Source organism: Streptomyces sp. BHT-5-2, assembly GCF_019774615.1.
Lineage (GTDB): Bacteria > Actinomycetota > Actinomycetes > Streptomycetales > Streptomycetaceae > Streptomyces.
In genome coordinates, this window is sequence record NZ_CP081497.1 from 465355 (window position 1) to 487104 (window position 21750).

Genomic DNA, 21750 nt, shown 5'->3' on the forward strand with positions numbered 1-21750 from the left:
AGTACGGGCCACGGAGGGCACGGAAGGACAGAGGTGGGCGAGGGATGAGTCCTCGGCGGGGTGCGGACCCGGAGGCGGCGACGTTCACCGAACGGGCCCGCCGGCAGCAGCTGATCGACTGCACCGTCGACCTGATCTCCACCCGCGGCTACCCGTCGACGTCGCTGTCCGCGATCGCCGAGCGGGCCGGCGTCTCCAAGGCCGCGGTGCTCTACCACTTCTCGTCGAAGGACAACCTCACCCAGGCCGCGCTGACCCAGGTGCTGGAGCAGTTCGGCGACCATGTCCGCGAGCGGGTCGAGGCGGCCCCGGACCCGCTGGCCGCGCTCGTCGCCTACGTCCACGCGATGATCGGCTACCAGCGGGACCACCGCCGCCAGGTCCGGGTGATCACCGAGATGCTGCTCGACGACCACGGCGGCACCCGCCTGAAGTCGCCCGGCTCGCACGACACCTACGCCCGCTGGCAGTTCCTCGCCGCACTCCTGACGGAGGGTCAGCGGGCCGGTGTGCTGCGGGAGTTCGACCCGCGCACGATGTCGCTGGCGATCGGCGGCGCGATCGACGGGGTGATCGGGCACTGGCTCGCCCACCCCGATCTCGATCTGGACGCCGCCGCCGCCGAGTTGGAGACCTTCACGCTCAACGCCGTGGCGCGCCGGGACTGACCCGGGCGAAGTCCGGCGTCGGCTCCGGCCGGATGCCGATGCCGCCGAGATAGCCGGTGACGGTCCGCAGCGCGGGCACGCTCCGCAGCAGCTTCATCGGCACCGGCAGCCGGTCGCCGCGCAGGGTGCCGTCCAGCGCGGAGCGGATCATGGCGTGCTCGCTCTCCTGCGACTTCTGCACCACCACCATCGGCCACTCCCGCCGCCGCTGCACCCGCGCCAGGTCGTCGCTGCCGACCGTCCCGCGGCGCAGCGGGCCGGCCAGGATGCGGGCGGCGGCCACCGCGTCCTGGAGGGCGAGGTTCACGCCGACCCCGCCGACCGGCGACATGGTGTGCGCGGCGTCGCCTAGGCAGAGCAGGCCGGGCCGGTGCCAGCGCCGCAGCCGCCCGAACGTCACCTCCAGCAGCTTGACGTCGTCCCAGGAGCCGATGGTGGCGGTGACCTCGTCGTCCCAGTGGAACAGCGCGCCCAGCCGGTCCCGCAGCCACTGGATGTCATGGCGGCGCATCGCGGCGTCCTGACCCTTGCCGATCAGGTAGGACGTCTGGAAGTAGCTGCCGCGGTCCATGGTGACCGCGGCCTGGCCGCCGCCGAACCGGCCGAAGACCCGGCTCTCCTTGAGAGCGTCGGCCGGGGCGTCGACCCGGATCTGCCAGACGTCCATCGGGACGTCGAAGTACCGCTGGCGCATCCCGGCCAGCTCCCGGATCAGTGAGTCCCGGCCGTCGCAGGCGAACGTCACGTCCGCGGCCAGTTCTCCGGGCTCGCCGTGCTCGTCGACGTAGCGCACCCCGGTCACGCGGCCGCCGTCGGTGCGCAGCCCGGTGGCCCGGCTGCGCATCCGCAGGGTGAACGAGGGTTCCTTCGCCGCGGCGCGGGCGATCAGGTCGAGGAAGTCCCACTGCGGGACCATCGCGAAGTACTTGTGCCGGCCGGGGATGCGGCGCATGTCGGCCAGCACCACGGTGGTGTCGCCGATCTGGACCCGCATCTCCTCCAGCTTCGGGAACGGCAGCAGCGCGAACTCCGCGCCGAGGCCGAGGTCGTCGAGCAGGTTCAGGGTGGACGGGTGGACGGTGTCGCCACGGAAGTCGCGCAGGAAGTCCCCGTGCTTCTCCAGGACGGTCACCTCGATGCCGGCCCGGGCCAGCAGGAGCCCGAGCATCATGCCGGCCGGGCCGCCGCCCACCACGCAGCATGTCGTGCGGTTCATGGGTGTTCCCCCTCGTCGCGTGCGCGTACGGATGCATGACCGGGCGCCGCGGTGCCGCGTACGGACGCGGCTGACCGATCGGTTAGTAATCTAACCGATCGGTCAGTGAAGGGTGTCGCGGGGTGGGGTCAGGCCGTCGGCTGCTGCAGCACCAGCTCCCGCAGCACGTCCTCCATGGTCACCAGCCCGGCCAGCCGGCCGTCGTCACCGATCACCGCGGCCAGGTGCGTCCGGGAGCCGCGCATCGCGGTCAGCACGTCGTCCAGCGGGGTCGCCGCCCGCACCCGGGCGATCGGGCGCAGCGCCGACACCGGGAACGGCGTGGTCCGCGGGGCCGCGTCCAGGGCGTCCTTGACGTGCAGATATCCCAGGATGCGCCGGGTGTCGTCGACGACCGGGAACCGCGAGAACCCCGACTCGGCGGCCAGGTGCTCCAGCTCCTCGGGCGTGGCCCCGATGCGGGCCGAGACCACCTCGTCCACCGGCAGCACCACGTCCCGCACCGGGCGGCGGCCCAGCTCCAGGGCGTCCCGGAGCCGCTCCTGGGCCCGCTCGTCGAGCAGCCCGGCGGCCCGCGAGTCCTCGACGAGCCGGGCCAGCTGGTCGTCCGAGAAGGTGGCCGCCACCTCGTCCCTGACCTCCACCCGCAGCAGCCTGAGCAGCCCGTTGGCCAGCGCGTTGACCGCGAAGATCACCGGGCGCAGGGCCCGGGTCAGCGCCACCAGCGGCGGGCCCAGGAGCAGCGCGGTGCGGACCGGCTCGGCCAGCGCCACGTTCTTCGGGACCATCTCGCCGAAGAGCATGTGGAGGTAGGTCGCCACGGCCAGCGCGATCACGAACGAGATCGGGTGGATCAGCGCGGACGGGATCCCCACCGCGTCGAACGCCGGCGAGAGCAGGTGCGCGATGGCCGGCTCGGCGACCGCGCCCAGCACCAGCGTGCACAGCGTGATGCCCAGCTGCGCCGCGGCCAGCAGCGCGGAGACGTGCTGCAGGCCCCACAGCACGCTGTCCGCCCGTCGGTTCCCGGCCTCCGCGTACGGCTCGACCTGGCTGCGGCGCACCGAGATCAGCGCGAACTCGGCGCCCACGAAGAAGGCGTTGACGACCAGGGTCAGCAGCCCCACGAACAACTGGAGCGCGGTCATCGGCCGGCCTCCTCGCTGCCGGCGCCGCCGGACGCGGGCGCGTGCAGCAGCACCCGCGCCGCACGGTGGCCGGCGGCGTCCAGCACGTCCATCGTCCAGCCCGCCACCTCCACGGTGTCGCCGGGCTGCGGGATCCGGCCCAGCTCGGTGGCGATCAGGCCGGCGAGGGTCTCGTACGGGCCCTCCGGCAGCCGCAGCCCGATCCGGGCCAACTGGTCGGTGCGGGCGGCGCCGTCGGCCTGGTAGACCGCCCGCCCGTCGGCGTCGGTGCCGGCCGGCGCCAGATCCGGGGTCTCCAGCGGGTCGTGCTCGTCGCGGACCTCGCCGACCACCTCCTCGACGATGTCCTCCAGGGTGGCGACGCCGGCCGTGCCGCCGTACTCGTCGATGACCACGGCCATCGTCCGCCGGCCGGAGAGCCGGTCCAGCAGCCGGTCCACGGTCAGCGTCTCGGGCACCAGCAGCGGCTCGCGCAGCAGCTCGGAGACCGGGTGCCGGGGCCGCAGATGGGCGGGGACGGCCAGTACGTCCTTGATGTGGGCGACTCCGACGACGCTGTCGAGACTGCCGCGGTAGACGGGGAAGCGGGACAGTCCGGTGGCCCGGGTCGCGTTGGCGACGTCCTCGGCCGTGGACTGCACCTCCAGCGCCACCACCTGCACCCGCGGGGTCATCACGTTCTCCGCGGTCAGATCGGCGAGGTTGAGGGTCCGGACGAACAGCTCGGCGGTGTCCGCCTCCAGGGCGCCCGCCTTGGCCGAGTGCCGGGCCAGCGCCACCAGCTCCTGCGGGCCGCGCGCGGACGCCAGCTCCTCGGCCGGTTCCAGGCCCAGCCGGCGCACGGTCCGGTTGGCGGTGTTGTTGAGGTGGGTGATCAGCGGTTTGAAGGCGGCGCTGAAGGCGCGCTGGGCGGTGGCCACGCGCTTGGCGATGGTCAGCGGGCTGGAGATCGCCCAGTTCTTGGGGACCAGTTCGCCGACGACCATCAGGACCACCGTGGACAGCGCGGTCCCCAGGACCAGCGCCACCGAGTCCGCGGCGGACCGCGACAGCCCGATCGCGGTCAGCGGACCGGCCAGCAGGGTCGCGATCGCCGGCTTGGCGAGCATGCCGATGATCAGGCCCGTCACGGTGATGCCGAGCTGGGCGCCGGACAGCTGGAAGGTCAGCGAGCGGACCGCCTTGAGGGCGCTGTCCGCACCGCGCTCGCCGCGGGCGGCGGCGCGCTCCAGATCACCGCGCTCCACCGTCGTCAGCGAGAACTCCGCCGCGACGAAGACGCCGCACGCCAGGGTCAGCAGGAGCGCCACGGCCAGCAGGAGCAGGTCGGTCATCGGGTCACCTCCGTCCCATGGTCGGACACGTTCGGGAGGTTCGCGCCCCGTCGCAGGGACGCACGACGACTGGGAGGCTCGGCCATGGCCGACGCTCACACACCTTTCGCAGGGGAGGGGCCCCGGGAGTCCGTCGTCCCGGGAACCCCATGGTAAAGGATCGGCAAAGTCGATGGGGTGGCGCTCGGTGGGACGAAGCGAGCGGGGACGCGCAGGAAGCGGCGGAGCCCGCCCCAGGCCGCGGGGCGGGCTCCTCGACGACGGCACGGCGCTCAGACCTCCAGCGGCCTGACCCGGCGGCTCCACTGCGGTTCCGGCGCATACCCGGCCGCCCGCCACGCGTGGTGCGCCCGCTCGTTGCGGTCCAGCACCATCGCGTCGGCGCGCCGGCCGCCGAGCTTCACGAAGCGCTCCTCGGCCGCTTCGAGGAGGGCCTTCGAGAATCCCTGCCTGCGGTGGGAGGGGTGCACGGCGAGCCGATAGAGCGACGCCCGCCAGCCGTCGAAACCGGCGATCACCGTGCCCACCGGCTCGCCGTCCCTCCCCCGAGCTCTCGACTTCGTTCGAGCAGGGGGACCCCCATGGCCAGCAGCAGCGCGTCCGGATCGCGGGTCACCGGCCGGGCCACGCCGGCGCGGATGTGAAGATCACTCATGGGCGGATCCCATCACCGCGCCCGGCGGCCTGTCGGTCGGTTTCCGCCATGCTGACCGGGCCCGAACCCCGGTCAGCTGCCCTTGAGTTCCCCGACGACCGGCGCGAACGCCTCCAGGCACCGGTCCAGCACGGTGACGTACGAGAAGCCGTGGCGCTCCCGCAGCTGCTCGGCCATCTGCGCCGGCGTCCCGATCAGCAGCGTCGGCACCTCCAGCGCCTGGTCCTCGTCGACCCCGACGCCCTGCGCGGCCAACTCCCGGGCGGCGGCCCGCCGGTCGTCGGTCACCAGCACCTGCTGGACGAGGATGTTCCGCTCGGCCGGCTCGGCGCGGTCCGCGGCGTGCGCCTCGTGGGCCGCGTAGGCCGCCACCGACGCGGCCACCTGCTCGGCCGGCAGCAGCTCCAGCGTGCCCTCCGGCCGGCCCGGCGCCTGCCGCGCACCGGTGAACGCCGCGATGTCCGCGTGCCGCGCCGCCAGCCGCAGCATCCGCGGGCCGTTGCCGCCGATCATCAACGGCGGGCGGGGCCGCTGGACGGCCTTCGGCAGCTGCCCGGGGTCGCCGAGCAGGCGGTCCAGCTCCCGGATCGTGTGCTCCAGGTGGTCCACCCGCCGGCCGGGCGCCTCGAACGGCAGCCCGGCCGCGTCGTGTTCGCCCTTGACGTACCCGGTGCCCAGGCCCAGCTCCAGCCGGCCGCCGGTGAGCGCGTCGGCGGTGGCCACCTCGCGGGCCAGCAGGGCCGGGTTCCAGAACCCGGCGTTCAGCACGAAGGTGCCCACCCGCGGGCGCTCGGTCGCCTCCGCCGCGGCCACCAGCGCGGGGAACGGCGACGGCCGTCCCAGGTGGTCCGGGACGAGCAGCACGTCGTAGCCCGTCTCCTCGGCGCGGCGGCACTTCTCGCGCCAGGCCGGCCCGGAGTCGAGGGTGAGCAAGGTGACGCCGAAGCGGAACGGACGCGGCATGAGGCCCCCTGAGGACGTGGTCGTCGCCGGAACGTGCGTGTGCCAGGACGTGTCGACTGCCGGATGTGTCAACTTCCATGCAATCACGGCACGTTCGACGTCGTGCGCGCAGGAGCCGGGACCTCGGCGGGCCGGCGCCGGGTCTCCCGTCAGGCCGAGACGGACAGGTCCTCGTACGCCAGGGTCACCGACTCCTCGGCGGGGTCGGCGCCCGCCGTGCCGTCCGGGGTCTCCCACGAGGTCGGGAGGGCGCCGACGAGGCGGTAGCGGCGCAACGGGGTGCGGTCGGCGGCGTAGTGGACCACCGTCACCGTCTGCCGGGAGCGCTCGCCGCCGCGTTCCAGCAGGCATCTGGTGAGCCAGTCGGTGAAGGCGGCGCTCTTGTCCGGGCCGCGCACGATGGTCACCTCGCCCGGCCGCCCCACCCCCTCCGGGAGCGCCGCCGCGCCGGGCGGTGCGGTGCCGAAGGCCGGGCCGGAGACCGCGCGGACCGTCTCGACCTGGAACGCGCCGAGCTCGACGGTGACGGCCGCCGGGCGCCGTTCCTCACAAGTGTCGTCGATGGGCATGGGGTACCTCCGGGCGCAAAGACGGGGCCGGCCGGCCCCGTGTCGACAGCCCGACCGCTGCCCGAGCCGAGCCCGGCGCATTCCGGAGCTCGCTCGAACGGGGGCAGGAAGAACGATTCGGCTCGCTCGAACGGCGCTGTGCCGCGCCGGCGCCCCGACGACGTGCCGCCCGGCGCCGGCGTCCCTCACCCCCGCCGGCCGCCGCCGGGCCGGGCGCGCACGTGCTGGGACACGTACCCCGCGGCGCCTACCACCAGCAGCAGGCCGACGGTGCTCAGCGTGAACGTCTCGAAGGTGAGCCGGGAGACGCCCCACACCGTCCGGAAGCGGTACGGGATCCCGAGCGCCGACTCCAGGGTGCCCGGGAACAGCGCCACCCAGGAGCCCAGCAGGATCCAGGCGTAGACCAGCAGTGCCGCGACGGTGAACCCGCGGGTGCCGAAGGGGACTTCGTAGGGCCGGGGCACCTCGCGGTGACGCAGTCGCAGCGCCAGCAGCGCCGGGATCACCGCGAGGTACGACAGCAGCAGGGTGGTGATCGCCACGGACAGCACCACGCCGAAGGCGGCCGCGGCGTCGCCGTGCGCCAGGCGCATGGCGGTGACCATGAAGGCGGTGGCGGTCACCCCGGACAGCAGGTTCATCCGGACCGGCGTGCCCAGCCGCGGATGGAAGGTGCCCAGCGCCCGGGTGAAGAAGCCGCCGTCGGCCGCGGCCATCGCCTGCATCCGGTCGGCGACGATCATCCAGGCGCTGCCCTGGGTCAGCAGGGCGACCGCGAACAGCACCGCGGCGGCGGTCAGCAGCGGCCCGCGCCAGCTTCCGTAGATCCCGAAGACCAGCTGCGCGGCGTCCATGAAGCCGCCGAGCCCGGTGACCCGACCCGGCGGCGCGGCCGACAGGATCGCCGCCACCGGCAGCAGATAGCAGCCCGCGGCGATGGCCCCGGACACCCCGATCGCCACCGGTACGTCGTGCTGCGGATCGAGCATCTCGTCGCCCGCCCCGTTCGGCGCCTCGAACCCGACGTAGGCGAAGAGCAGGACCGGCACCAGCGCCAGGAAGCCGGTGGCGGTGGGGGTGAAGTGCGCCTCCGCCAGCCCCCGGAAGCCGTGCCGGACGCCGTAGGCCACCGCCGTGGCGGTGAAGAAGGCCAGCGCCAGGACCTTGGCCGCGGCCCCCGCCGTGGTGATCCACTTGCCGCGGCGCAGCGAGACCACCGCGGTGAGGATGGCGGCCCAGATGAAGACCAGCTTGAAGGCGTAGTCGGCGGCGGTGCCGGAACCCAGCGGGAAGACGAAGCCGTCCCACGCCTCGGCGGCCAGGAACACCAGCGAACCGCCCAGCCACACCGGGTTGGTGACCCAGTAGAACATCGTCGTCAGCGCGGCCGGCAGCCGCCCGAACGCCACGTCCACCCACACGTACGGGCCGCCCTCCTGCGGGAACGCGGCCCCGGTCTCGGCGAACAGCAGGGCGTACGGCAGTAGGAACCCCACCGCGAGCACCGCGACCCAGGTGACGGCCTGCCCGCCGCCCGCCGCGATCTGCCCGATCACGTCGAAGGAGACCACCGCGGCGACGCCCATCGCCGTGATGTCGAACCGGCGCAGACTGCGCCGCAGGTGCGGGACGGGGGCGGGGACGGACACAGGGGCGCTCCTCCGAAGCGGACGGCCGGGCGCCGCGGCCGCCCGGAGGATCACATCGTGCGGCATCCGCCCGCGCGGCCCGGCGGTGGCGCGGCGGGCGGAGCGCGCCGGTCGCCCCGATCGGCCCGGGAGCCCGGCACGGATCCGGAGCACGGCCTCCGCAACGCTCTCGGCTGCGGACCTTGTCGGTGCTAGCGGATCCGCGCTAGCGTGGAGGCGTGGCGAAAACGCAGTTGAACGTCCGGGTGGACGAAGCCACCGCCGAAGCGGCGCGGGAGCGCGCCCTCCAGCGGGGAGTCAGCGTGAACCGCTATATCGAGGAACTGGTCCTCAGGGACGCCGGCGAGGTCGGCCAGACCTTCGTCGAGGCCGCCGCGGACTTCATGAAGCAGTACGAGCGCCTCTTCGCCGAGGAGTTCGGCCCGGACCCGGGCCCCGAAAGCTCCCGCACCGCCCCCGACCACCGGGACACCCCCCACCGGGAAGGACAGCCGGGCACAACGTGACACTGCGCATCGATCTCGCCTGGCTCCTCCTGATCGCCGAACAGCACACTCCCGGGGACCCGCAGGTCACCGACTGGGGCGCCCTGATGGCCGCGGTCGGCCGCCACGAGGCGGAGATATTCGGTGTCCCTGTCTACCCCGAACCCGAGGACCGCGCCGCCGCACTGCTCCAACTGCTGCTGCACGTACCGGCGTTGGAATGCTCCAACGCGATGTTCGCCACGGCCGTCGCCTACGGCTTCCTCGTCGCCAGCGGCCTGAAGGTCGCCACCTCCCCCGAGCAGGTCCGCGATCTGGCCCGGATGGTCAAGGACGGCACCACGGACGTCCACGCGATCGCCGACGAGCTGCGCACCTGGACGACCTGAGCCGGCGCCGGCACTCCGGTCCGTCGAACGCCCCGGAGAACCCGGAGGAACGTGCGGCGGAACTACCGTGCGGGTGCCGCCGGTTCGAGGGGTGCGACGTCGGTGGGGGAGAAGGCGCCCGAGCCGCCCAGGTCCGGGGCCAGCCAGCCCGGGGCGGCGGCACGGAAGGCGTCCGGCGGCAGGGAGCCGGAGCCCTCGGGCAACAGGCCGAGGAGCGGGGCACCGGCGGCCGCGGGCAGGTCGCCGAGGTTGCAGCGGGCCGCGAGGTCCGGCTCGGCCGGCCAGCTGCCGACGACGACACCGGGGCAGCGCAGACCGTACGTGCGCAGCGCCAGCGCGGTCAGTGCCGTGGCGTTGAGGGTGCCGAGTCCGGCCTGGACGACCACCAGGACGGGGGCGCCGGCCATCCGGGCGGCGTCGGCGAGGGTGTTCCCCTCGTCGTCGAAGCGCACCAGCAGCCCGCCGGCGCCCTCGACCAGGACCAGGTCGTGCGAGGCGGCCAGCTTCGCCGCGGCCTCGGCGATCTCCTGTGGGCGCACCGGCGGCAGACCGGCCCGGCGGGCCGCCCGGTCGGGCGCCAACGGCTCGGGGAAGCGGGCGAGTTCGCCGAGCGTGACGGTGCCCGCCAGCCGTGCGACCTCGGCCGCGTCGCCCGGTTCGTCCGCCGTGACACCGGTCTGGGCGGCCTTGAGGACCGCGACCGAGCGTCCCTGGCGGACCGCCGTCGCGGCGATCGCGGCGGTGGTGACCGTCTTGCCGATCTCGGTACCCGTACCGGTCACGAACAGCACCGACATGTGTGCCTCCGAACTCTTCGCTGGTGGTGGGGGAGGGGACGCGGGCGGGGCGGACCGGCGGCCGGCCCCGCCCGCGGTGCGGTTCAGCCCTCGCGGGCGGCCGCGCGCACCGCGGCGCAGATCCGCGCCACGTCCTCGTCGCCGGTGATGTACGGCGGCATGGTGTAGATCAGGTCCCGGAACGGGCGCACCCACACGCCCTCCCGGACGGCGGCCCGGGTCGCCGCCACCATGTCCACCGGGTGGTCGAGCTGGACGACGCCGATCGCGCCCAGCACCCGCACCTCGCGGACGCCCGGGATCTCCGCGGCGGGCGCCAGGCCCTCCCGGAGCCCGGCCTCGATCCGCTTGACCTCCTGTGCCCAGTCCTGGGACAGCAGCAGTTCGACGGACGCCTCGGCGACGGCGGCGGCCAGCGGGTTGCCCATGAAGGTCGGGCCGTGCGCCAGCACCGGCAGCGCGCCGCGGGAGATCCCGTCGGCCACCTCCGCGGTGCACAGCGTTGCCGCGAGGGTCAGATAACCGCCGGTCAGGGCCTTGCCCAGGCACATCACATCCGGTGCGACCCCGGCGTGCCCGGCCGCGAAGAGCGCGCCGGTCCGGCCGAAGCCGGTGGCGATCTCGTCGAAGACCAGCAGCACGCCGTGCGCGTCGCAGGCTTCCCGCAGCACCCGCAGATAGCCGGGGGAGTGGAAGGACATCCCACCCGCGCCCTGCACCACCGGTTCCACGATCACCGCGGCCAGCTCGTCGGCGTGCCGGGCGATCAGCTCGCGCAGCCCGTCCGCGTAGCCGGGGTCGACCGGGGCGTCGAAGCCGGGCGGCGGCGCGTCCGCGAAGACCTGCCGCGGCAGCACCCCCTGCCACAGCTCGTGCATCCCGCCGTCCGGATCGCAGACCGACATCGGCTGCCAGGTGTCGCCGTGGTAGCCGCCGCGCCAGGTCAGCAGCCGCTGTTTGCGCGGCCTGCCCACCGAACGCCAGTACTGCAGGCACATCTTGACGGCCACCTCGACCGACACCGAGCCGGAGTCGGCGAGGAAGACGTGCCGCAGCGGCTCGGGGGTGAGGTCCACCAGCCGCTTGGCGAGCCGGACCGCGGGCTCGTGGGTGAGCCCGCCGAACATCACATGGCTCATCCGGTCCAACTGGCCGCGCGCCGCGTCGTTGAGCACCGGGTGGTTGTAGCCGTGCACCGCCGACCACCACGACGACATGCCGTCCACCAGCTCGAAGTGCCCCTCGGCCGGCCGGCCCAGCCGCAGCCGGACGCCGGCGGCCGACTCGACCAGCAGGGGCTCGCTCCGGCCGGGCATCGGCCCGTACGGGTGCCAGACGTGCTGCCGGTCGAGGGCCAGCAGGTCCTCCGGGGTGAGCGGCTCAGGCATTGGGCGGCAGGTCGGTGCCGGCGCCGCGGCGGCGCACCGCGACCAGGTCGGGCCGGGCCTCCTCGGCGGGGGCCGGCACGGCGGCCGCCGCCCCGGTCTTCGGCGCGGTCTCCACCGCGTCCGCTGGGTCTGCCGCCTCCCGGCGGTGCGCCGGCAGCGTGGCGGTGTCCGTGCCCTCCACCTCGAACCCGGCGTCCGCGATCATCGCCAGGTCGTCCTTGCCGGCCTGGCCCTCGCTGGTCAGGTAGTCGCCCAGGAAGATGGAGTTGACCAGGTGCAGGGCGAGCGGCTGCAGGCTGCGCAGATGCACCTCGCGGCCGCCCGCCAGCCGCACCTCCACGTCCGGGCAGACGAACCGCACCATCGCCAGGATCCGCAGGCAGCGCTGCGGGGTGAGGTGCCACTCCTTGGCCAGCGGGGTGCCCTCGAACGGGATCAGGAAGTTCACCGGCACCGAGTCCGGGTCCAGTTCGCGCAGTGCGAAGACCACATCGACCAGGTCGGCGTCGCTCTCGCCCATGCCGGCGATCAGCCCGGAGCAGGCGGACATCCCCGCCGACTGGGCCTGCTGGACGGTGTCGACCCGGTCGGCGAAGTCGTGCGTGGTGCAGATGTCGCCGTAGGTGGCTTCCGAGGTGTTGAGGTTGTGGTTGTAGGCGTCGGCGCCGGCCGCGCGCAGCCGTTCCGCCTGGCCCTCGCCGAGCAGCCCCAGGCAGGCGCAGATCTCGACGCCCTCGTTCTGCTCCTTGATGGCGGAGATGGTCTCCGAGACCCGCTCCACGTCCTTGTCCGTGGGCCCCCGGCCGCTGGCGACCAGGCACACCCGCTTGGCGCCGCCGGCCAAGCCGGCCGCGGCCGCCTTGGAGGCGTCGTCCGGCTTGAGCCAGGTGTACTTGAGGATCTCCGCCTTCGAGCCCAGCCGCTGCGAGCAGTACGAGCAGTCCTCCGGGCACAGGCCGGACTTGAGGTTGACGAGGTAGTTGAGCTTGACCCGCCGCCCGAACCACTCGCGGCGCACCCGGCCCGCCGCGGCCACCACATCGAGCAGTTCGTCGTCGGACGTCGCCAGTACGGCGAGCGCCTCGTCACGGGTCGGCACCTCGCGCCGCAGTCCCTTGTCCACCAGTGTGTTCAGCAGGTCCATGGCGATGATCCTGGCGTACGCCCCGGCCCCCGGCCAAGGAGGATTCCCACAATGCCGGTCGATCGGGGTGTGTGTATCACCACACTGTCTTCGTGCGGAACGACCGCTAACGTCTATCGACAGCCCACAATCGGGGCGCCGCCAACCAGTTGCCGGAAGCCGTTCCGCCACGCCCGTTCGCCGGGCCCGGAACGGGTCGTTCCCGGGCCGACCGACGAAGGACGCCGATGCTCCAGGATCCCGCCGCCCCGCCGCTGCCGCACGCCGCCCCGGACGTGCCTCCCGCCGCGGCCCTCCGGCCGGCCTCCGGCGCCGCCCCCCGACCCGCCTCCGGCGTGGCGTTCGACTGGGTCGACACCGCCCGCGCCGAACGCCACCGGGCCGGCCTGGTCCGCGCCCTGCGGCCCCGGCCCGCCGACTCCCCGCTGCTGGATCTGGCCGGCAACGACTACCTCGGACTCGCCCGGCACCCCGAGGTGATCCGGGGCGCGGCCGAGGCCGCCGGCCGGTGGGGCGCCGGGGCCACCGGCTCCCGGCTGGTCACCGGCAGCACCGAACTCCACGCCCAACTGGAGCGCGAACTAGCCGAGTTCTGCGGCTTCGAGGCGGCGCTGGTGCTCTCCTCCGGATACACCGCCAACCTCGCCGCGGTCACCGCGCTCACCGCCGCCGGCACCCTGGTCGTCTCCGACGCCGGCAACCACGCCTCGCTCATCGACGGCTGCCGGCTCTCCCGGGCCCGCACCCAGGTGGTCCCGCACGCCGACCCGGAGGCCGTCCGCGGTGCGCTGGCCGCGCACGACGGGCGGGCGCTGACGGTCACCGACGCGGTCTTCTCGGTCGACGGCGACGCCGCGCCGCTGCCCGCGCTCGCCGACGCCTGCCGGACGCGCGACGCGGCCCTGCTGGTCGACGACGCGCACGGGCTGGGCGTGTTGGGCGAGGGGGGCCGCGGGGCGCTGCGGGCCGCCGGGCTGGCCGGGGACGCCGACGTGGTGGCGACGGTGACGCTCTCCAAGTCGCTCGGCGCCCAGGGCGGTGCGGTGCTCGGCCCGGCCCGGGTCGTCGAGCACCTGGTCAACACCGCCCGCTCGTTCATCTTCGACACCGGCCTGGCACCGGCCGCGGCCGGCGGTGCGCTCACCGCCCTGCGGCTGCTGCGCCGTGAGCCGCAGCGCCCCGCGCGGGTCCGGCAGGTGGCCCGGGAACTGCACGCCCGCCTCACCGCGGCGGGCCTGACGGCGGTCCGCCCGGACGCCGCGGTGGTCTCGGTGCGCGCCCCCTCCCCGGAGGCGGCGGTCCGCTGGGCCGCGGACTGCCGGGCGGCCGGGCTCGCGGTCGGCTGCTTCCGTCCGCCGTCCGTGCCCGACGGCGTCTCCCGGCTGCGGCTCACCGCCCGCGCGGACCTGACGGACGCCCAGATCGCCACCGCAGCCGACACGATCCTGGCGACCGCCCCGGTGGCCTGACGGCGCCGGCGGTGCCGCGCCCCCGCGGGCCGGCGCGCCGCCCCAGACGGCCCATACACCCCAAACACCGCCCGCCGCACCACAGTTCACCGCATCGGGCGAGAGAACGGCGCCAGAAGTCCGTATGTCTTGGGCGATGACCCACCGCACCGGCAGCATGGATGGCAGTCTGGCGCACAGTACACAACCGAGGCCGTCGGCAGCGCTCGGCCGGCATTCCCGGCTTCCCGGCGCCGCAGGCGCGCCTCGGTGGGAAAGGGACGGCGTCGTCATGGCAGACCACCAGGAATCCACCCGCACTCTGCCGAGCTTCCCCGCCTCGGTGGCCGCCGCCCGCGGGCACGTCCGGGACGTCCTCGCCCAATGGGGCCTGCCACCCGGCTCGGCGGCCGCCGACGACCTCCTGCTGATCGTCTCCGAACTCGCCACCAACGCCGTCCAGCACACCCGCGGCCGTTCTCCGGCCTTCACCGTCGCCCTCCGCCTCGACCGCGACGAACAGCTGTGCGTGGGCGTCACCGACGCGCATCCGCGCCCGCCGCTCCGGCTGCCCGCGGCCGTGCAGCAGGACAACGGCCGGGGCCTGGTCATCATCCGCTCCCTGGCGGCCTCCCGTGGCGGCCGGCTCTGGGTCGAACCCGTCGCGACCGGCGGCAAGACGGTCTGGGTGACGGTGCCGTGGCCGGCCGCGGCACCGTGCCGGGCCGACGGCGGCTGACCCGCCTTCCGCGCCGACGGCCGTCCGGTCGGCTCGACGGCGCCAACTGCCGGGTGCCGGTGGGTCGGTCGGGCCGTGTCCGCCCGCCCGGGTCAGAGCACCCGCCCGTACCAGACCGAGCTGCTCCAGATCCGCTCCAGGCGGACCACCGCGCCGGCCTTGGGGGCGTGCCAGATCCGGTCGTCGCCGGCGTAGATGCCGACGTGGTAAATGCCCTTGCCGGAGTGGAAGAAGACCAGGTCGCCGTCCTTGCGGGAGGCGCGCGAGACGTGCTCGGTGCGGCGGTACTGCTGTGCTGCGGTGCGCGGCAGGGCCCGTCCGGCGCGCCGGTAGGAGTAGCGGGTCAGCCCGGAGCAGTCGAAGCTGTCCGGGCCCTGGGCCCCCCACTTGTAGGGGGCGCCCTCCTTGGAGGCGGCGATCCGCAGGGCCTTGACGGGCACGGAGGCTAAGACGACCTCCGCGGTCGTTCCTGGGGTCTCCGCGGCCACACCGGGGACCGCTGCGGGGCCGCCCAGGGTGACCAGGGTGAGGGCGGAGACGGTGCCGGCACGCGCCAGCAGATGCGGCATCTGCACGCGCATGGTCATGCGCAACAACCCTTCGTCAGCCGGTGATCCGGACGACGGCGGGATCAGCTGTCCGTCCGGACCGCCCCGTCGCTGTGGCGGGGGCTTGTCGTCGAAGGGATCGTCACGCACCGCCCGCCCGATTTCCGAGCTGAAATTGCTGTGTGTGACATTGGTCACGCTTGCGCTGTTCAGGTGGATTTGCGGCGTACGGGGCGGAATCGGCGGTGAGGGCGGGGCCGGGACCAGCGCCGAAACCCGGGGGATCCGGGAAATGTCCGTGACCCGCGCAATTCCTCGCCCTCCCGGTACCGCCGCGCACGCTACGCCGTCTGTGCACGCCGGAGCCGTACGTGTCCCGGCCGCGCGGGGCGCCGGATCGGCAACACGCCCCGCGCCGGGGCCCGTACGGCTCCGCGGACGCCTCGCGGCGGCGGGTCAGACGCCCGGCCGGGCGCCGTCCTGCGGTGGCACGGTCACCCGCCGCGCCCGGCGCTCACCGTCCAGCACCCGCAGGGCCCGGCCCAGGGTCGCGGTGTGGAGTTCGCTCTCCCCGCGCTGGTGCATCAGGGTCAGCGCCTCCCGCAGCTCGGCGGCCTTGCTTACCAGTGCCTGGGCCGCGCGCAGGCTGCTGTACGTACCGGTGCCGCGGGCCGGGTTGATCCGGCCCAGCAGGTCGACGATCTCCAGATAGCTGTCGATCAACTGTCCCTCGGCGCGGGTCAGGGCGGGCAGCGGCGGCAGTTCGGGCACCATCGCGGGTCACTGCCCCGCGGACTGGAGGGCGGAGCGCTTCCGGCCGAGGGTCGGGCCGTCGATCAGGCCGTACTCCTGGGCGGCGGCCACGTCGAAGAAGGTGTCCCGCTCGATGTCCGCGGCGATCCGCTCCCGGGGCTGCCCGGTGTGCTCGGCGAGCATCTCCTCCAGCTTGGCGCGGGTGCGCAGCAGCTCCTCGGCCTGGATCTGCAGGTCGCTGGTCTGGCCCTGGGCGGTTTCGCCGAAGGCGGGCTGATGGATCATCACCCGCGCGTGCGGGAGCGCCAGGCGCTTGCCGGGGGTGCCGGCGGCCAGCAGGACCGCGGCCGCCGACGCCGCCCGGCCCAGGCAGACGGTCTCCACGTCGCAGGTGACGAAGCGCATCGTGTCGTAGATCGCGCACATCGCGGTGAACGAGCCGCCGGGGGAGTTGATGTAGAGCGAGATGTCCTGGCCCGGCGCGGCGTGTTCGAGGTGGACGAACTGCGCCATCACGTCGTTGGCGGAGGCGTCGTCGATGGCCGTGCCCAGGAAGACGATCCGTTCGCTGAGCAGCTTGGAGTACGGGTCCAGGGTCCGGCTCCCGTAGCTGGTGTGCTCGGTGAACTCCGGCAGGACGTAGCGAGCCGACGGCGGCAGCATGACTGCTCCCTTCCTCTGTAAAAAATGTACAGGACGTACATCCCGTTAGAATGGAAGCATGGCCTACGAAATTCCGGTGACGCAAGCCCGGGCCGAGCTCGCGGATCTGATCAACCGCGTCGTCTACGGCGGCGAGCGGGTGGTCGTGACGCGCCACGGCAAGCCCCTGGTGGCGCTGGTGTCCGCCGCTGACCTGGAACGACTTGAGGAACTGGGGCGGCAGGAGGCGGTCGAGGAGCAGCCCGAGGTGATCAGCACGGTCTCGTCCGTGCGGTCGCTGTCGTCCGCTCCCGGTGAACAGCAGCGCTTCGGCATCGCGGCACAACACCGCGACCCGGCCGCCGGGGATCGGCGACCGGGTCGGGGGAAGTGACCGCTAAGCGGCCGGCGGCCGCGCGGGGCGGCGGCCGTCGGCGCGCGGGGGTCAGGAGGTGAGCTGCCAGACGGCGTTGGCGATCGCGTCGGTGTGGTTGTGCAGCGCGGTGTCGTCGATGTTCTTGGACGTGTCGCAGGAGCGGTGGTAGCAGGCGTCGAACGCCTTGCCCGCGGTGCCGCCCCAGTTCTTCGCCTGGGCGGCGGTCTTGATGTAGTCGGCGCCGGAGAAGAGTCCGCCGACCGGGATGCCGGCGTTTTGGAACGAGGCGTGGTCGGAGCGGCCCTCGCCCTCGGTGTCCCATTCGGTGGCGATCTTCTTGGTGGCGAACCAGTCGGTGAAGACCTTCGCCAGCTTGTCGTCGTAGTGGTAGACGAAGTAGCCGGGGTTCGGCGAGCCGATCATGTCGAAGTTCAGGTACGCGGAGATCTTCGACTTGTCGGCGCCGAGGTTGTCTACGTAGTGCTGGGAGCCGACCATGCCGTCCTCCTCGTCGCCCCACCAGCCGAACCGCAGGTGCTTGGCGGGCTTGAGGTGCTCCCGGGAGACGGCCAGCGCGACCTCCAGGATGCCGGCCGAGCCGGAGCCGTCGTCGTTGATGCCCGGGCCGGCGTCGACCGAGTCCAGGTGCGAGCCGACCATCACCGTCGAGTCCTCGGCGCCGCCCGGCCAGTCGGCGATCAGGTTGTAGCCCTTGGCGCCGCCGCTGGTGAACTCCTGCAGCGTGGTCTTGAAGCCGGCCGCGTCCAGCTTGCCCTTGATGTAGTCGACCGACGCCCGGTAACCGGCCTGCCCGTGGGCGCGGTTGCCGCCGTTGGCGTCGGCTATGGACTGCAGCTGGTCGAGGTGGGCCTTGATGCCGGCCACCGGGATGTCCGGCGCGCCCTGGGTCTCGGGGACGGTGGCCCGGGCGATCGTCGCGGTGCCCAGCAGGGCGGCGACGGCGGTGCAGGTGCCGGCGGCGAGTGCCGCCCGGCGAATACGGGAAGTGCGAGTCACGGAGGGCTCCGATGCTGTTGTGGGGGGTGTGAAGCGCAGCGGAATTATTGACGCGTGCATGAGGATTACGACCGCGTTTGAAATCCGTCAAGAGCGGTTACCGGACACCCGCGTTCGCGCACCGGAACGGATGCCTGTTTTGTTCGTGTAATTCCGGTTGATTACGCGGCGCCGTGCTCGCCTTCCGTATTTCGGAAAGGTGTTGGGGATGTGGAATTCGCCACCCGGAATCCGTGCAACCTTCGGCCCGCGGGAGGGGAAGGGTGTCGTCGTGGTCGCGGCCGTCGGGAGGTATTGCCTGGTGATTTCGGGGGTGTTACGTCAGGCGCAGCAAGGGCCGCGAAATGCGTCGCCCGCTGTAACAGCGTCGAAATCTCGCCCAACTACTCTTCCGCGATGAGGAAGTTGATGGTCAACTACTGAAAGTCGGTTTGCTTCGCCTTTAATCACTGTGTGGTACATCTAACGTGACGGGTGTGACCATGCCTGTGACCTGGGCAAATGCGCCCGGGTGAAACCTGTGAGGTGGAACGTATGCAACTGACCCCGCATGAGCAGGAACGGTTGTTGATTCATGTGGCGGCAGACGTGGCCGAAAAGCGACGGGCTCGGGGCGTGAAGCTCAACCACCCCGAAGCCATCGCCCTGCTGACGGTGCACATCCTCGAAGGGGCCCGCGACGGCCGCACCGTCGCCGAGCTCATGTCCTCCGGGCGCAAGGTGCTCTCGCGTGGCGACGTCATGAAAGGCGTCCCGGAGATGATCCACGACGTCCAGGTCGAGGCCACCTTCCCCGACGGCACCAAGCTCGTCACCGTTCACGAACCCATCGACTGACCACGGGAGAGCCGAACATGATCCCGGGACAGATCCTCTACGCCGACGAGCCGGTGCGCCTCAACGATGGCCTCCCCCTCACGCGCATGACCGTCCTCAACTCCGCCGACCGCCCCGTCCAGGTCGGCTCCCACTACCACTTCGCCGAGGCCAACCCCGGCCTCGACTTCGACCGCGCGGCCGCGCACGGCAAGCGGCTCAACGTCGCGGCCGGCTCCGCCGTGCGCTTCGAACCCGGCATCCCCACCGAGGTCGAGCTGGTCCCCATCGGGGGCAAGCGGATCGTCGCCGGCCTGCGCGGCCGGACCGGTGGCGCCCTCGACGTGAGCGACGCACTTGAGGCCACCGGGCCCCAGCCGTGGAACGACCTGCACCGTCGCCCGGCGGGCGAGGAAGGAAACGGAGCCCAAGGTGCCTGAACTGTCCCGCCAGGAGTACGCCGACCTCTTCGGCCCGACGGCCGGCGACCGCATCCGGCTCGCCGACACCGACCTGGTCATCGAGATCTCCGAGGACCGCTCCGGCGGCCCCGGCCTGGCCGGCGACGAAGCGGTCTTCGGTGGCGGCAAGGTGATCCGCGAGTCGATGGGCCAGTCCCGCGTCACCCGCGCCGAGGGCGCCCCGGACACCGTGATCACCGGTGCTGTGGTCCTCGACCACTGGGGCATCGTCAAGGCCGACGTCGGCATCCGCGACGGCCGGATCACCGCCCTGGGCAAGGCCGGCAACCCCGACACCATGGACGGTGTCCACCCCGACCTGGTGATCGGCCCGGAGACCGAGGTCATCGCGGGCAACGGCAAGATCCTCACCGCCGGCGGCATCGACACCCACGTCCACTTCATCTGCCCCCAGCAGGCGGACGAGGCGCTGGCCGCGGGCATCACCACCATGATCGGCGGCGGCACCGGCCCCGCCGAGGGCAGCAAGGCCACCACCATCACCCCCGGCGCCTGGCACGTCGCCCGGCTCTTCGAGTCGATGGACAACCTGCCGGTCAACGTCGGCCTGCTCGGCAAGGGCAACACCATGTCCCTGCCGTCGATGCGCGACCAGCTCCGGGCCGGCATCCTCGGCTTCAAGATCCACGAGGACTGGGGCGCCACCCCCGCCGTCCTCGACGCCTGCCTGTCCGTGTGCGAGGAGAGCGGCGCCCAGCTCGCCATACACACCGACACCCTCAACGAGGCCGGGTTCCTCGCCGACACCATCGCCGCCATCGCCGGCCGCTCCATCCACGCCTTCCACGTCGAGGGCGCCGGCGGCGGCCACGCCCCCGACATGATCGCGATGGTCTCCGAGCCCAACGTGCTCCCCGCGTCCACCAACCCCACGCGGCCGCACACCGTCAACACCGTCGAGGAACACCTCGACATGCTGATGGTCTGTCACCACCTCAACCCCGCCGTCCCGGAGGACCTGGCCTTCGCCGAGTCCCGGATCCGGCCCTCCACCATCGCCGCCGAGGACATCCTGCACGACCTCGGCGCCATCTCGATCATGTCCTCCGACGCCCAGGCCATGGGCCGGATCGGCGAGGTCGTGCTGCGCACCTGGCAGACCGCGCACGTCATGAAGCGCCGCCGGGGCGCCCTGGCCGGCGACGGCCGCGCGGACAACCACCGCGCCCGCCGCTATGTCGCGAAGTACACCATCAACGCGGCCCTCGCCCAGGGCATCGACCACCTCGTCGGCTCGGTCGAGAGCGGCAAGCTGGCCGACCTCGTCCTGTGGGACCCGGCGTTCTTCGGCGTCAAGCCGCAACTGGTCATCAAGGGCGGCCAGATCGCCTACGCGCAGATGGGCGACGCCAACGCGTCCATCCCCACCCCGCAGCCGGTCCTGCCCCGCCCGATGTTCGGCGCCTTCGGCAAGGCCCCGGGCAGCAACTCGGTCAACTTCGTCTCCCAACAGGCCCTGGAGGACAACCTCCCCGAGCGCCTCCCACTGGCGAAGTCCTTCGAGGCCATCCGGTCCACCCGCGGCGTCAAGAAGGCCGACATGCGCAACAACGACGCCCTGCCGCGCGTCCATGTCGACCCCGACACCTTCACGGTGACCATCGACGGCGAGGTGGTCGAACCCGCCCCCGCCGCCGAACTTCCCATGGCCCAGCGGTACTTCCTCTTCTGACGTACCGTCCGTGCCGTCACCGAACGATCCGGAGCACCATCGATGAGCGGGCGTAGCGAGCGAGCCATTCAAAGGTGCGCGCTGAGCGAATGCGAACCGAGCGAAGCGTGGGGGCGCCCCCGGTCGAAGACTGGGGGCGGGTCGGCATGAGTCGCGCCGCGCTGCTCGTCCTCGCCGACGGACGGTTCCCCGCCGGAGGGCACGCCCACTCCGGCGGCGCCGAACCGGCCGTCACCGCGGGGCACATCAAGGACGCGGCCACCCTGGAGACCTTCTGCCGGGGGCGGCTGCACACCGCGGGCCTGGTCGCCGCGGGCCTGGCCGCCGCGGCCGCGGCCGGCCTGGACCCGCTCGTCCTGGACGACGCGGCGGACGCCCGCACGCCCGTCCCGGCACTGCGCCAGGTCGCCCGCCGGCTCGGCCGGCAGATGATGCGGGCCGCCCGCGCCACCTGGCCCGGCCCCGAACTCGACGCGCTGGCCGCGGCCCGCCCGCGCGGCGCCCACCAGCCCGTCGTCCTGGGCCTGGCCGCCCGGTCCGCCGGGCTGACCCCCCTGGACGCCGCCTACACGGTCGCCTACGAGAACATCAGCGGCCCGGCCACCGCCGCGGTCCGCCTGCTGAGCCTGGACCCCTTCGACGCCACCGCCGTCCTCGCCCGCCTCACCGGCGACCTCGACCGGGTCGCCGAGCAGGGCGCGGAAGCGGCGCAGCGCGCCGTCACCGAAGGGCCGGACGCCCTGCCCGCCGCCTCCGCGCCGCTGCTCGACATCGCCGCGGAGGCACATGCCGCCTGGCCGGTGCGGCTCTTCGCGTCCTGACCTTCCGTCCGCCCGCCCACCGCGCCGC

Annotated in this window: 22 protein-coding genes and 2 pseudogenes; 10 read left to right on the top strand and 14 right to left on the bottom strand. The window is 73.2% G+C overall.

Annotated features, from left to right (window positions below; genetic code table 11):
- The first annotated feature begins 44 nt into the window (after positions 1-44).
- The gene (locus K2224_RS30005; RefSeq protein WP_221910337.1) at positions 45-668 is read left to right on the top strand and encodes a TetR/AcrR family transcriptional regulator; all 624 of its coding nucleotides are present in this window, start codon (positions 45-47) and stop codon (positions 666-668) included.
- On the opposite strand, the gene K2224_RS30010 is transcribed toward K2224_RS30005, so the two are convergent.
- From K2224_RS30010 to K2224_RS30040, 7 genes and pseudogenes are all read right to left on the bottom strand, one after another.
- Positions 643-1884, bottom strand: coding sequence for an FAD-dependent oxidoreductase (locus tag K2224_RS30010; RefSeq protein ID WP_221910338.1), 1242 nt, complete (start codon positions 1882-1884; stop codon positions 643-645). The genes K2224_RS30005 and K2224_RS30010 overlap by 26 nt on opposite strands.
- Positions 1885-2012: 128 nt before the next feature.
- Positions 2013-3032, bottom strand: a complete 1020-nt coding sequence (locus K2224_RS30015; RefSeq protein ID WP_221910339.1) for a hemolysin family protein — start codon at positions 3030-3032, stop codon at positions 2013-2015.
- Positions 3029-4366, bottom strand: coding sequence for a hemolysin family protein (locus K2224_RS30020; RefSeq protein WP_221910340.1), 1338 nt, complete (start codon positions 4364-4366; stop codon positions 3029-3031). The genes K2224_RS30015 and K2224_RS30020 overlap by 4 nt, the downstream gene beginning before the upstream one ends.
- A 272-nt stretch (positions 4367-4638) precedes the next feature.
- Positions 4639-5021 (bottom strand): annotated as a pseudogene (locus K2224_RS30025) (GNAT family N-acetyltransferase).
- 72 nt (positions 5022-5093) lie between these two features.
- A complete protein-coding gene (locus K2224_RS30030) occupies positions 5094-5984 on the bottom strand; it encodes a TIGR03621 family F420-dependent LLM class oxidoreductase (RefSeq protein ID WP_221910341.1) in 891 nt (296 codons plus the stop codon).
- 149 nt (positions 5985-6133) lie between these two features.
- Positions 6134-6553, bottom strand: a complete 420-nt coding sequence (locus tag K2224_RS30035; RefSeq protein WP_221910342.1) for a phage tail protein — start codon at positions 6551-6553, stop codon at positions 6134-6136.
- Between the two features lie 185 nt (positions 6554-6738).
- Entirely contained in the window at positions 6739-8205 is a 1467-nt protein-coding gene (locus tag K2224_RS30040) for an APC family permease (protein ID WP_221910343.1), read from the bottom strand.
- Between the two features lie 218 nt (positions 8206-8423).
- On the opposite strand from K2224_RS30040, the gene K2224_RS30045 reads away from it, so the two are divergent.
- Entirely contained in the window at positions 8424-8711 is a 288-nt protein-coding gene (locus K2224_RS30045) for a hypothetical protein (protein ID WP_221910344.1), read from the top strand.
- Positions 8708-9079 (top strand): fic family toxin-antitoxin system, toxin component, encoded by a 372-nt coding sequence (locus tag K2224_RS30050; protein ID WP_221910345.1) that lies wholly within the window; start codon positions 8708-8710, stop codon positions 9077-9079. Before K2224_RS30045 ends, K2224_RS30050 begins: the two co-directional genes overlap by 4 nt.
- Positions 9080-9141: 62 nt before the next feature.
- Here the strand turns inward: K2224_RS30050 and bioD are convergent, their stop codons facing one another.
- The 3 genes from bioD to bioB all read right to left on the bottom strand — a co-directional run bounded on the left by bioD (position 9142) and on the right by bioB (position 12408).
- Complete coding sequence (gene bioD, locus K2224_RS30055) at positions 9142-9876, bottom strand: dethiobiotin synthase (protein WP_221910346.1); 735 nt, start codon at positions 9874-9876, stop codon at positions 9142-9144.
- Positions 9877-9959: 83 nt separating this feature from the next.
- Complete coding sequence (locus tag K2224_RS30060) at positions 9960-11264, bottom strand: adenosylmethionine--8-amino-7-oxononanoate transaminase (RefSeq protein ID WP_221910347.1); 1305 nt, start codon at positions 11262-11264, stop codon at positions 9960-9962.
- Positions 11257-12408: a biotin synthase BioB gene (gene bioB, locus K2224_RS30065; RefSeq protein ID WP_221910348.1), complete on the bottom strand. Its 1152-nt coding sequence runs from the start codon at positions 12406-12408 to the stop codon at positions 11257-11259. The genes K2224_RS30060 and bioB overlap by 8 nt, the downstream gene beginning before the upstream one ends.
- A gap of 227 nt (positions 12409-12635) precedes the next feature.
- Here bioB and K2224_RS30070 point away from each other — a divergent pair, with 227 nt between their 5' ends.
- Both K2224_RS30070 and K2224_RS30075 read left to right on the top strand, forming a co-directional pair.
- Positions 12636-13877: an 8-amino-7-oxononanoate synthase gene (locus K2224_RS30070; protein WP_260693561.1), complete on the top strand. Its 1242-nt coding sequence runs from the start codon at positions 12636-12638 to the stop codon at positions 13875-13877.
- Between the two features lie 271 nt (positions 13878-14148).
- Positions 14149-14595 (top strand): ATP-binding protein, encoded by a 447-nt coding sequence (locus K2224_RS30075; protein WP_221910349.1) that lies wholly within the window; start codon positions 14149-14151, stop codon positions 14593-14595.
- Positions 14596-14687: 92 nt separating this feature from the next.
- On the opposite strand, the gene K2224_RS30080 is transcribed toward K2224_RS30075, so the two are convergent.
- From K2224_RS30080 to K2224_RS30090, 3 genes are all read right to left on the bottom strand, one after another.
- A complete protein-coding gene (locus K2224_RS30080; RefSeq protein ID WP_221910350.1) occupies positions 14688-15182 on the bottom strand; it encodes a C40 family peptidase in 495 nt (164 codons plus the stop codon).
- 417 nt (positions 15183-15599) lie between these two features.
- A complete protein-coding gene (locus tag K2224_RS30085) occupies positions 15600-15917 on the bottom strand; it encodes a hypothetical protein (protein ID WP_221910351.1) in 318 nt (105 codons plus the stop codon).
- A gap of 6 nt (positions 15918-15923) precedes the next feature.
- Entirely contained in the window at positions 15924-16559 is a 636-nt protein-coding gene (locus tag K2224_RS30090) for an ATP-dependent Clp protease proteolytic subunit (protein ID WP_221910352.1), read from the bottom strand.
- Between the two features lie 58 nt (positions 16560-16617).
- On the opposite strand from K2224_RS30090, the gene K2224_RS30095 reads away from it, so the two are divergent.
- The gene (locus K2224_RS30095; protein WP_221910353.1) at positions 16618-16932 is read left to right on the top strand and encodes a type II toxin-antitoxin system Phd/YefM family antitoxin; all 315 of its coding nucleotides are present in this window, start codon (positions 16618-16620) and stop codon (positions 16930-16932) included.
- A 51-nt stretch (positions 16933-16983) separates the two neighbouring features.
- On the opposite strand, the gene K2224_RS30100 is transcribed toward K2224_RS30095, so the two are convergent.
- On the bottom strand, positions 16984-17931 hold the full coding sequence (locus K2224_RS30100; RefSeq protein ID WP_221910354.1) for a M28 family metallopeptidase: 948 nt from the start codon (positions 17929-17931) through the stop codon (positions 16984-16986).
- A gap of 534 nt (positions 17932-18465) precedes the next feature.
- Between K2224_RS30100 and K2224_RS30105 the strand changes: the two genes are divergently transcribed.
- From K2224_RS30105 to K2224_RS30120, 4 genes and pseudogenes are all read left to right on the top strand, one after another.
- Entirely contained in the window at positions 18466-18768 is a 303-nt protein-coding gene (locus K2224_RS30105; RefSeq protein WP_221910355.1) for an urease subunit gamma, read from the top strand.
- 17 nt (positions 18769-18785) lie between these two features.
- Positions 18786-19091, top strand: a pseudogene (locus tag K2224_RS30110) (urease subunit beta); the annotation flags it as partial.
- An 88-nt stretch (positions 19092-19179) separates the two neighbouring features.
- Entirely contained in the window at positions 19180-20901 is a 1722-nt protein-coding gene (locus tag K2224_RS30115) for an urease subunit alpha (RefSeq protein WP_221910357.1), read from the top strand.
- 146 nt (positions 20902-21047) lie between these two features.
- Positions 21048-21722, top strand: a complete 675-nt coding sequence (locus K2224_RS30120; RefSeq protein ID WP_221912034.1) for an urease accessory protein UreF — start codon at positions 21048-21050, stop codon at positions 21720-21722.
- Positions 21723-21750: the final 28 nt, after the last annotated feature.

Excerpts from the sequence above, each read along its gene's own strand:
- K2224_RS30005 (WP_221910337.1), top strand. The coding sequence starts at position 45 with ATGAGTCCTCGGCGGGGTGCGGACCCGGAGGCGGCGACGTTCACCGAA.
- K2224_RS30010 (WP_221910338.1), bottom strand. The coding sequence starts at position 1,884 with ATGAACCGCACGACATGCTGCGTGGTGGGCGGCGGCCCGGCCGGCATG.
- K2224_RS30015 (WP_221910339.1), bottom strand. The coding sequence starts at position 3,032 with ATGACCGCGCTCCAGTTGTTCGTGGGGCTGCTGACCCTGGTCGTCAAC.
- K2224_RS30020 (WP_221910340.1), bottom strand. The coding sequence starts at position 4,366 with ATGACCGACCTGCTCCTGCTGGCCGTGGCGCTCCTGCTGACCCTGGCG.
- K2224_RS30030 (WP_221910341.1), bottom strand. The coding sequence starts at position 5,984 with ATGCCGCGTCCGTTCCGCTTCGGCGTCACCTTGCTCACCCTCGACTCC.
- K2224_RS30035 (WP_221910342.1), bottom strand. The coding sequence starts at position 6,553 with ATGCCCATCGACGACACTTGTGAGGAACGGCGCCCGGCGGCCGTCACC.
- bioD (WP_221910346.1), bottom strand. The coding sequence starts at position 9,876 with ATGTCGGTGCTGTTCGTGACCGGTACGGGTACCGAGATCGGCAAGACG.
- K2224_RS30060 (WP_221910347.1), bottom strand. The coding sequence starts at position 11,264 with ATGCCTGAGCCGCTCACCCCGGAGGACCTGCTGGCCCTCGACCGGCAG.
- bioB (WP_221910348.1), bottom strand. The coding sequence starts at position 12,408 with ATGGACCTGCTGAACACACTGGTGGACAAGGGACTGCGGCGCGAGGTG.
- K2224_RS30070 (WP_260693561.1), top strand. The coding sequence starts at position 12,636 with ATGCTCCAGGATCCCGCCGCCCCGCCGCTGCCGCACGCCGCCCCGGAC.
- K2224_RS30075 (WP_221910349.1), top strand. The coding sequence starts at position 14,149 with ATGGCAGACCACCAGGAATCCACCCGCACTCTGCCGAGCTTCCCCGCC.
- K2224_RS30080 (WP_221910350.1), bottom strand. The coding sequence starts at position 15,182 with ATGACCATGCGCGTGCAGATGCCGCATCTGCTGGCGCGTGCCGGCACC.
- K2224_RS30085 (WP_221910351.1), bottom strand. The coding sequence starts at position 15,917 with ATGGTGCCCGAACTGCCGCCGCTGCCCGCCCTGACCCGCGCCGAGGGA.
- K2224_RS30090 (WP_221910352.1), bottom strand. The coding sequence starts at position 16,559 with ATGCTGCCGCCGTCGGCTCGCTACGTCCTGCCGGAGTTCACCGAGCAC.
- K2224_RS30095 (WP_221910353.1), top strand. The coding sequence starts at position 16,618 with ATGGCCTACGAAATTCCGGTGACGCAAGCCCGGGCCGAGCTCGCGGAT.
- K2224_RS30105 (WP_221910355.1), top strand. The coding sequence starts at position 18,466 with ATGCAACTGACCCCGCATGAGCAGGAACGGTTGTTGATTCATGTGGCG.
- K2224_RS30120 (WP_221912034.1), top strand. The coding sequence starts at position 21,048 with ATGAGTCGCGCCGCGCTGCTCGTCCTCGCCGACGGACGGTTCCCCGCC.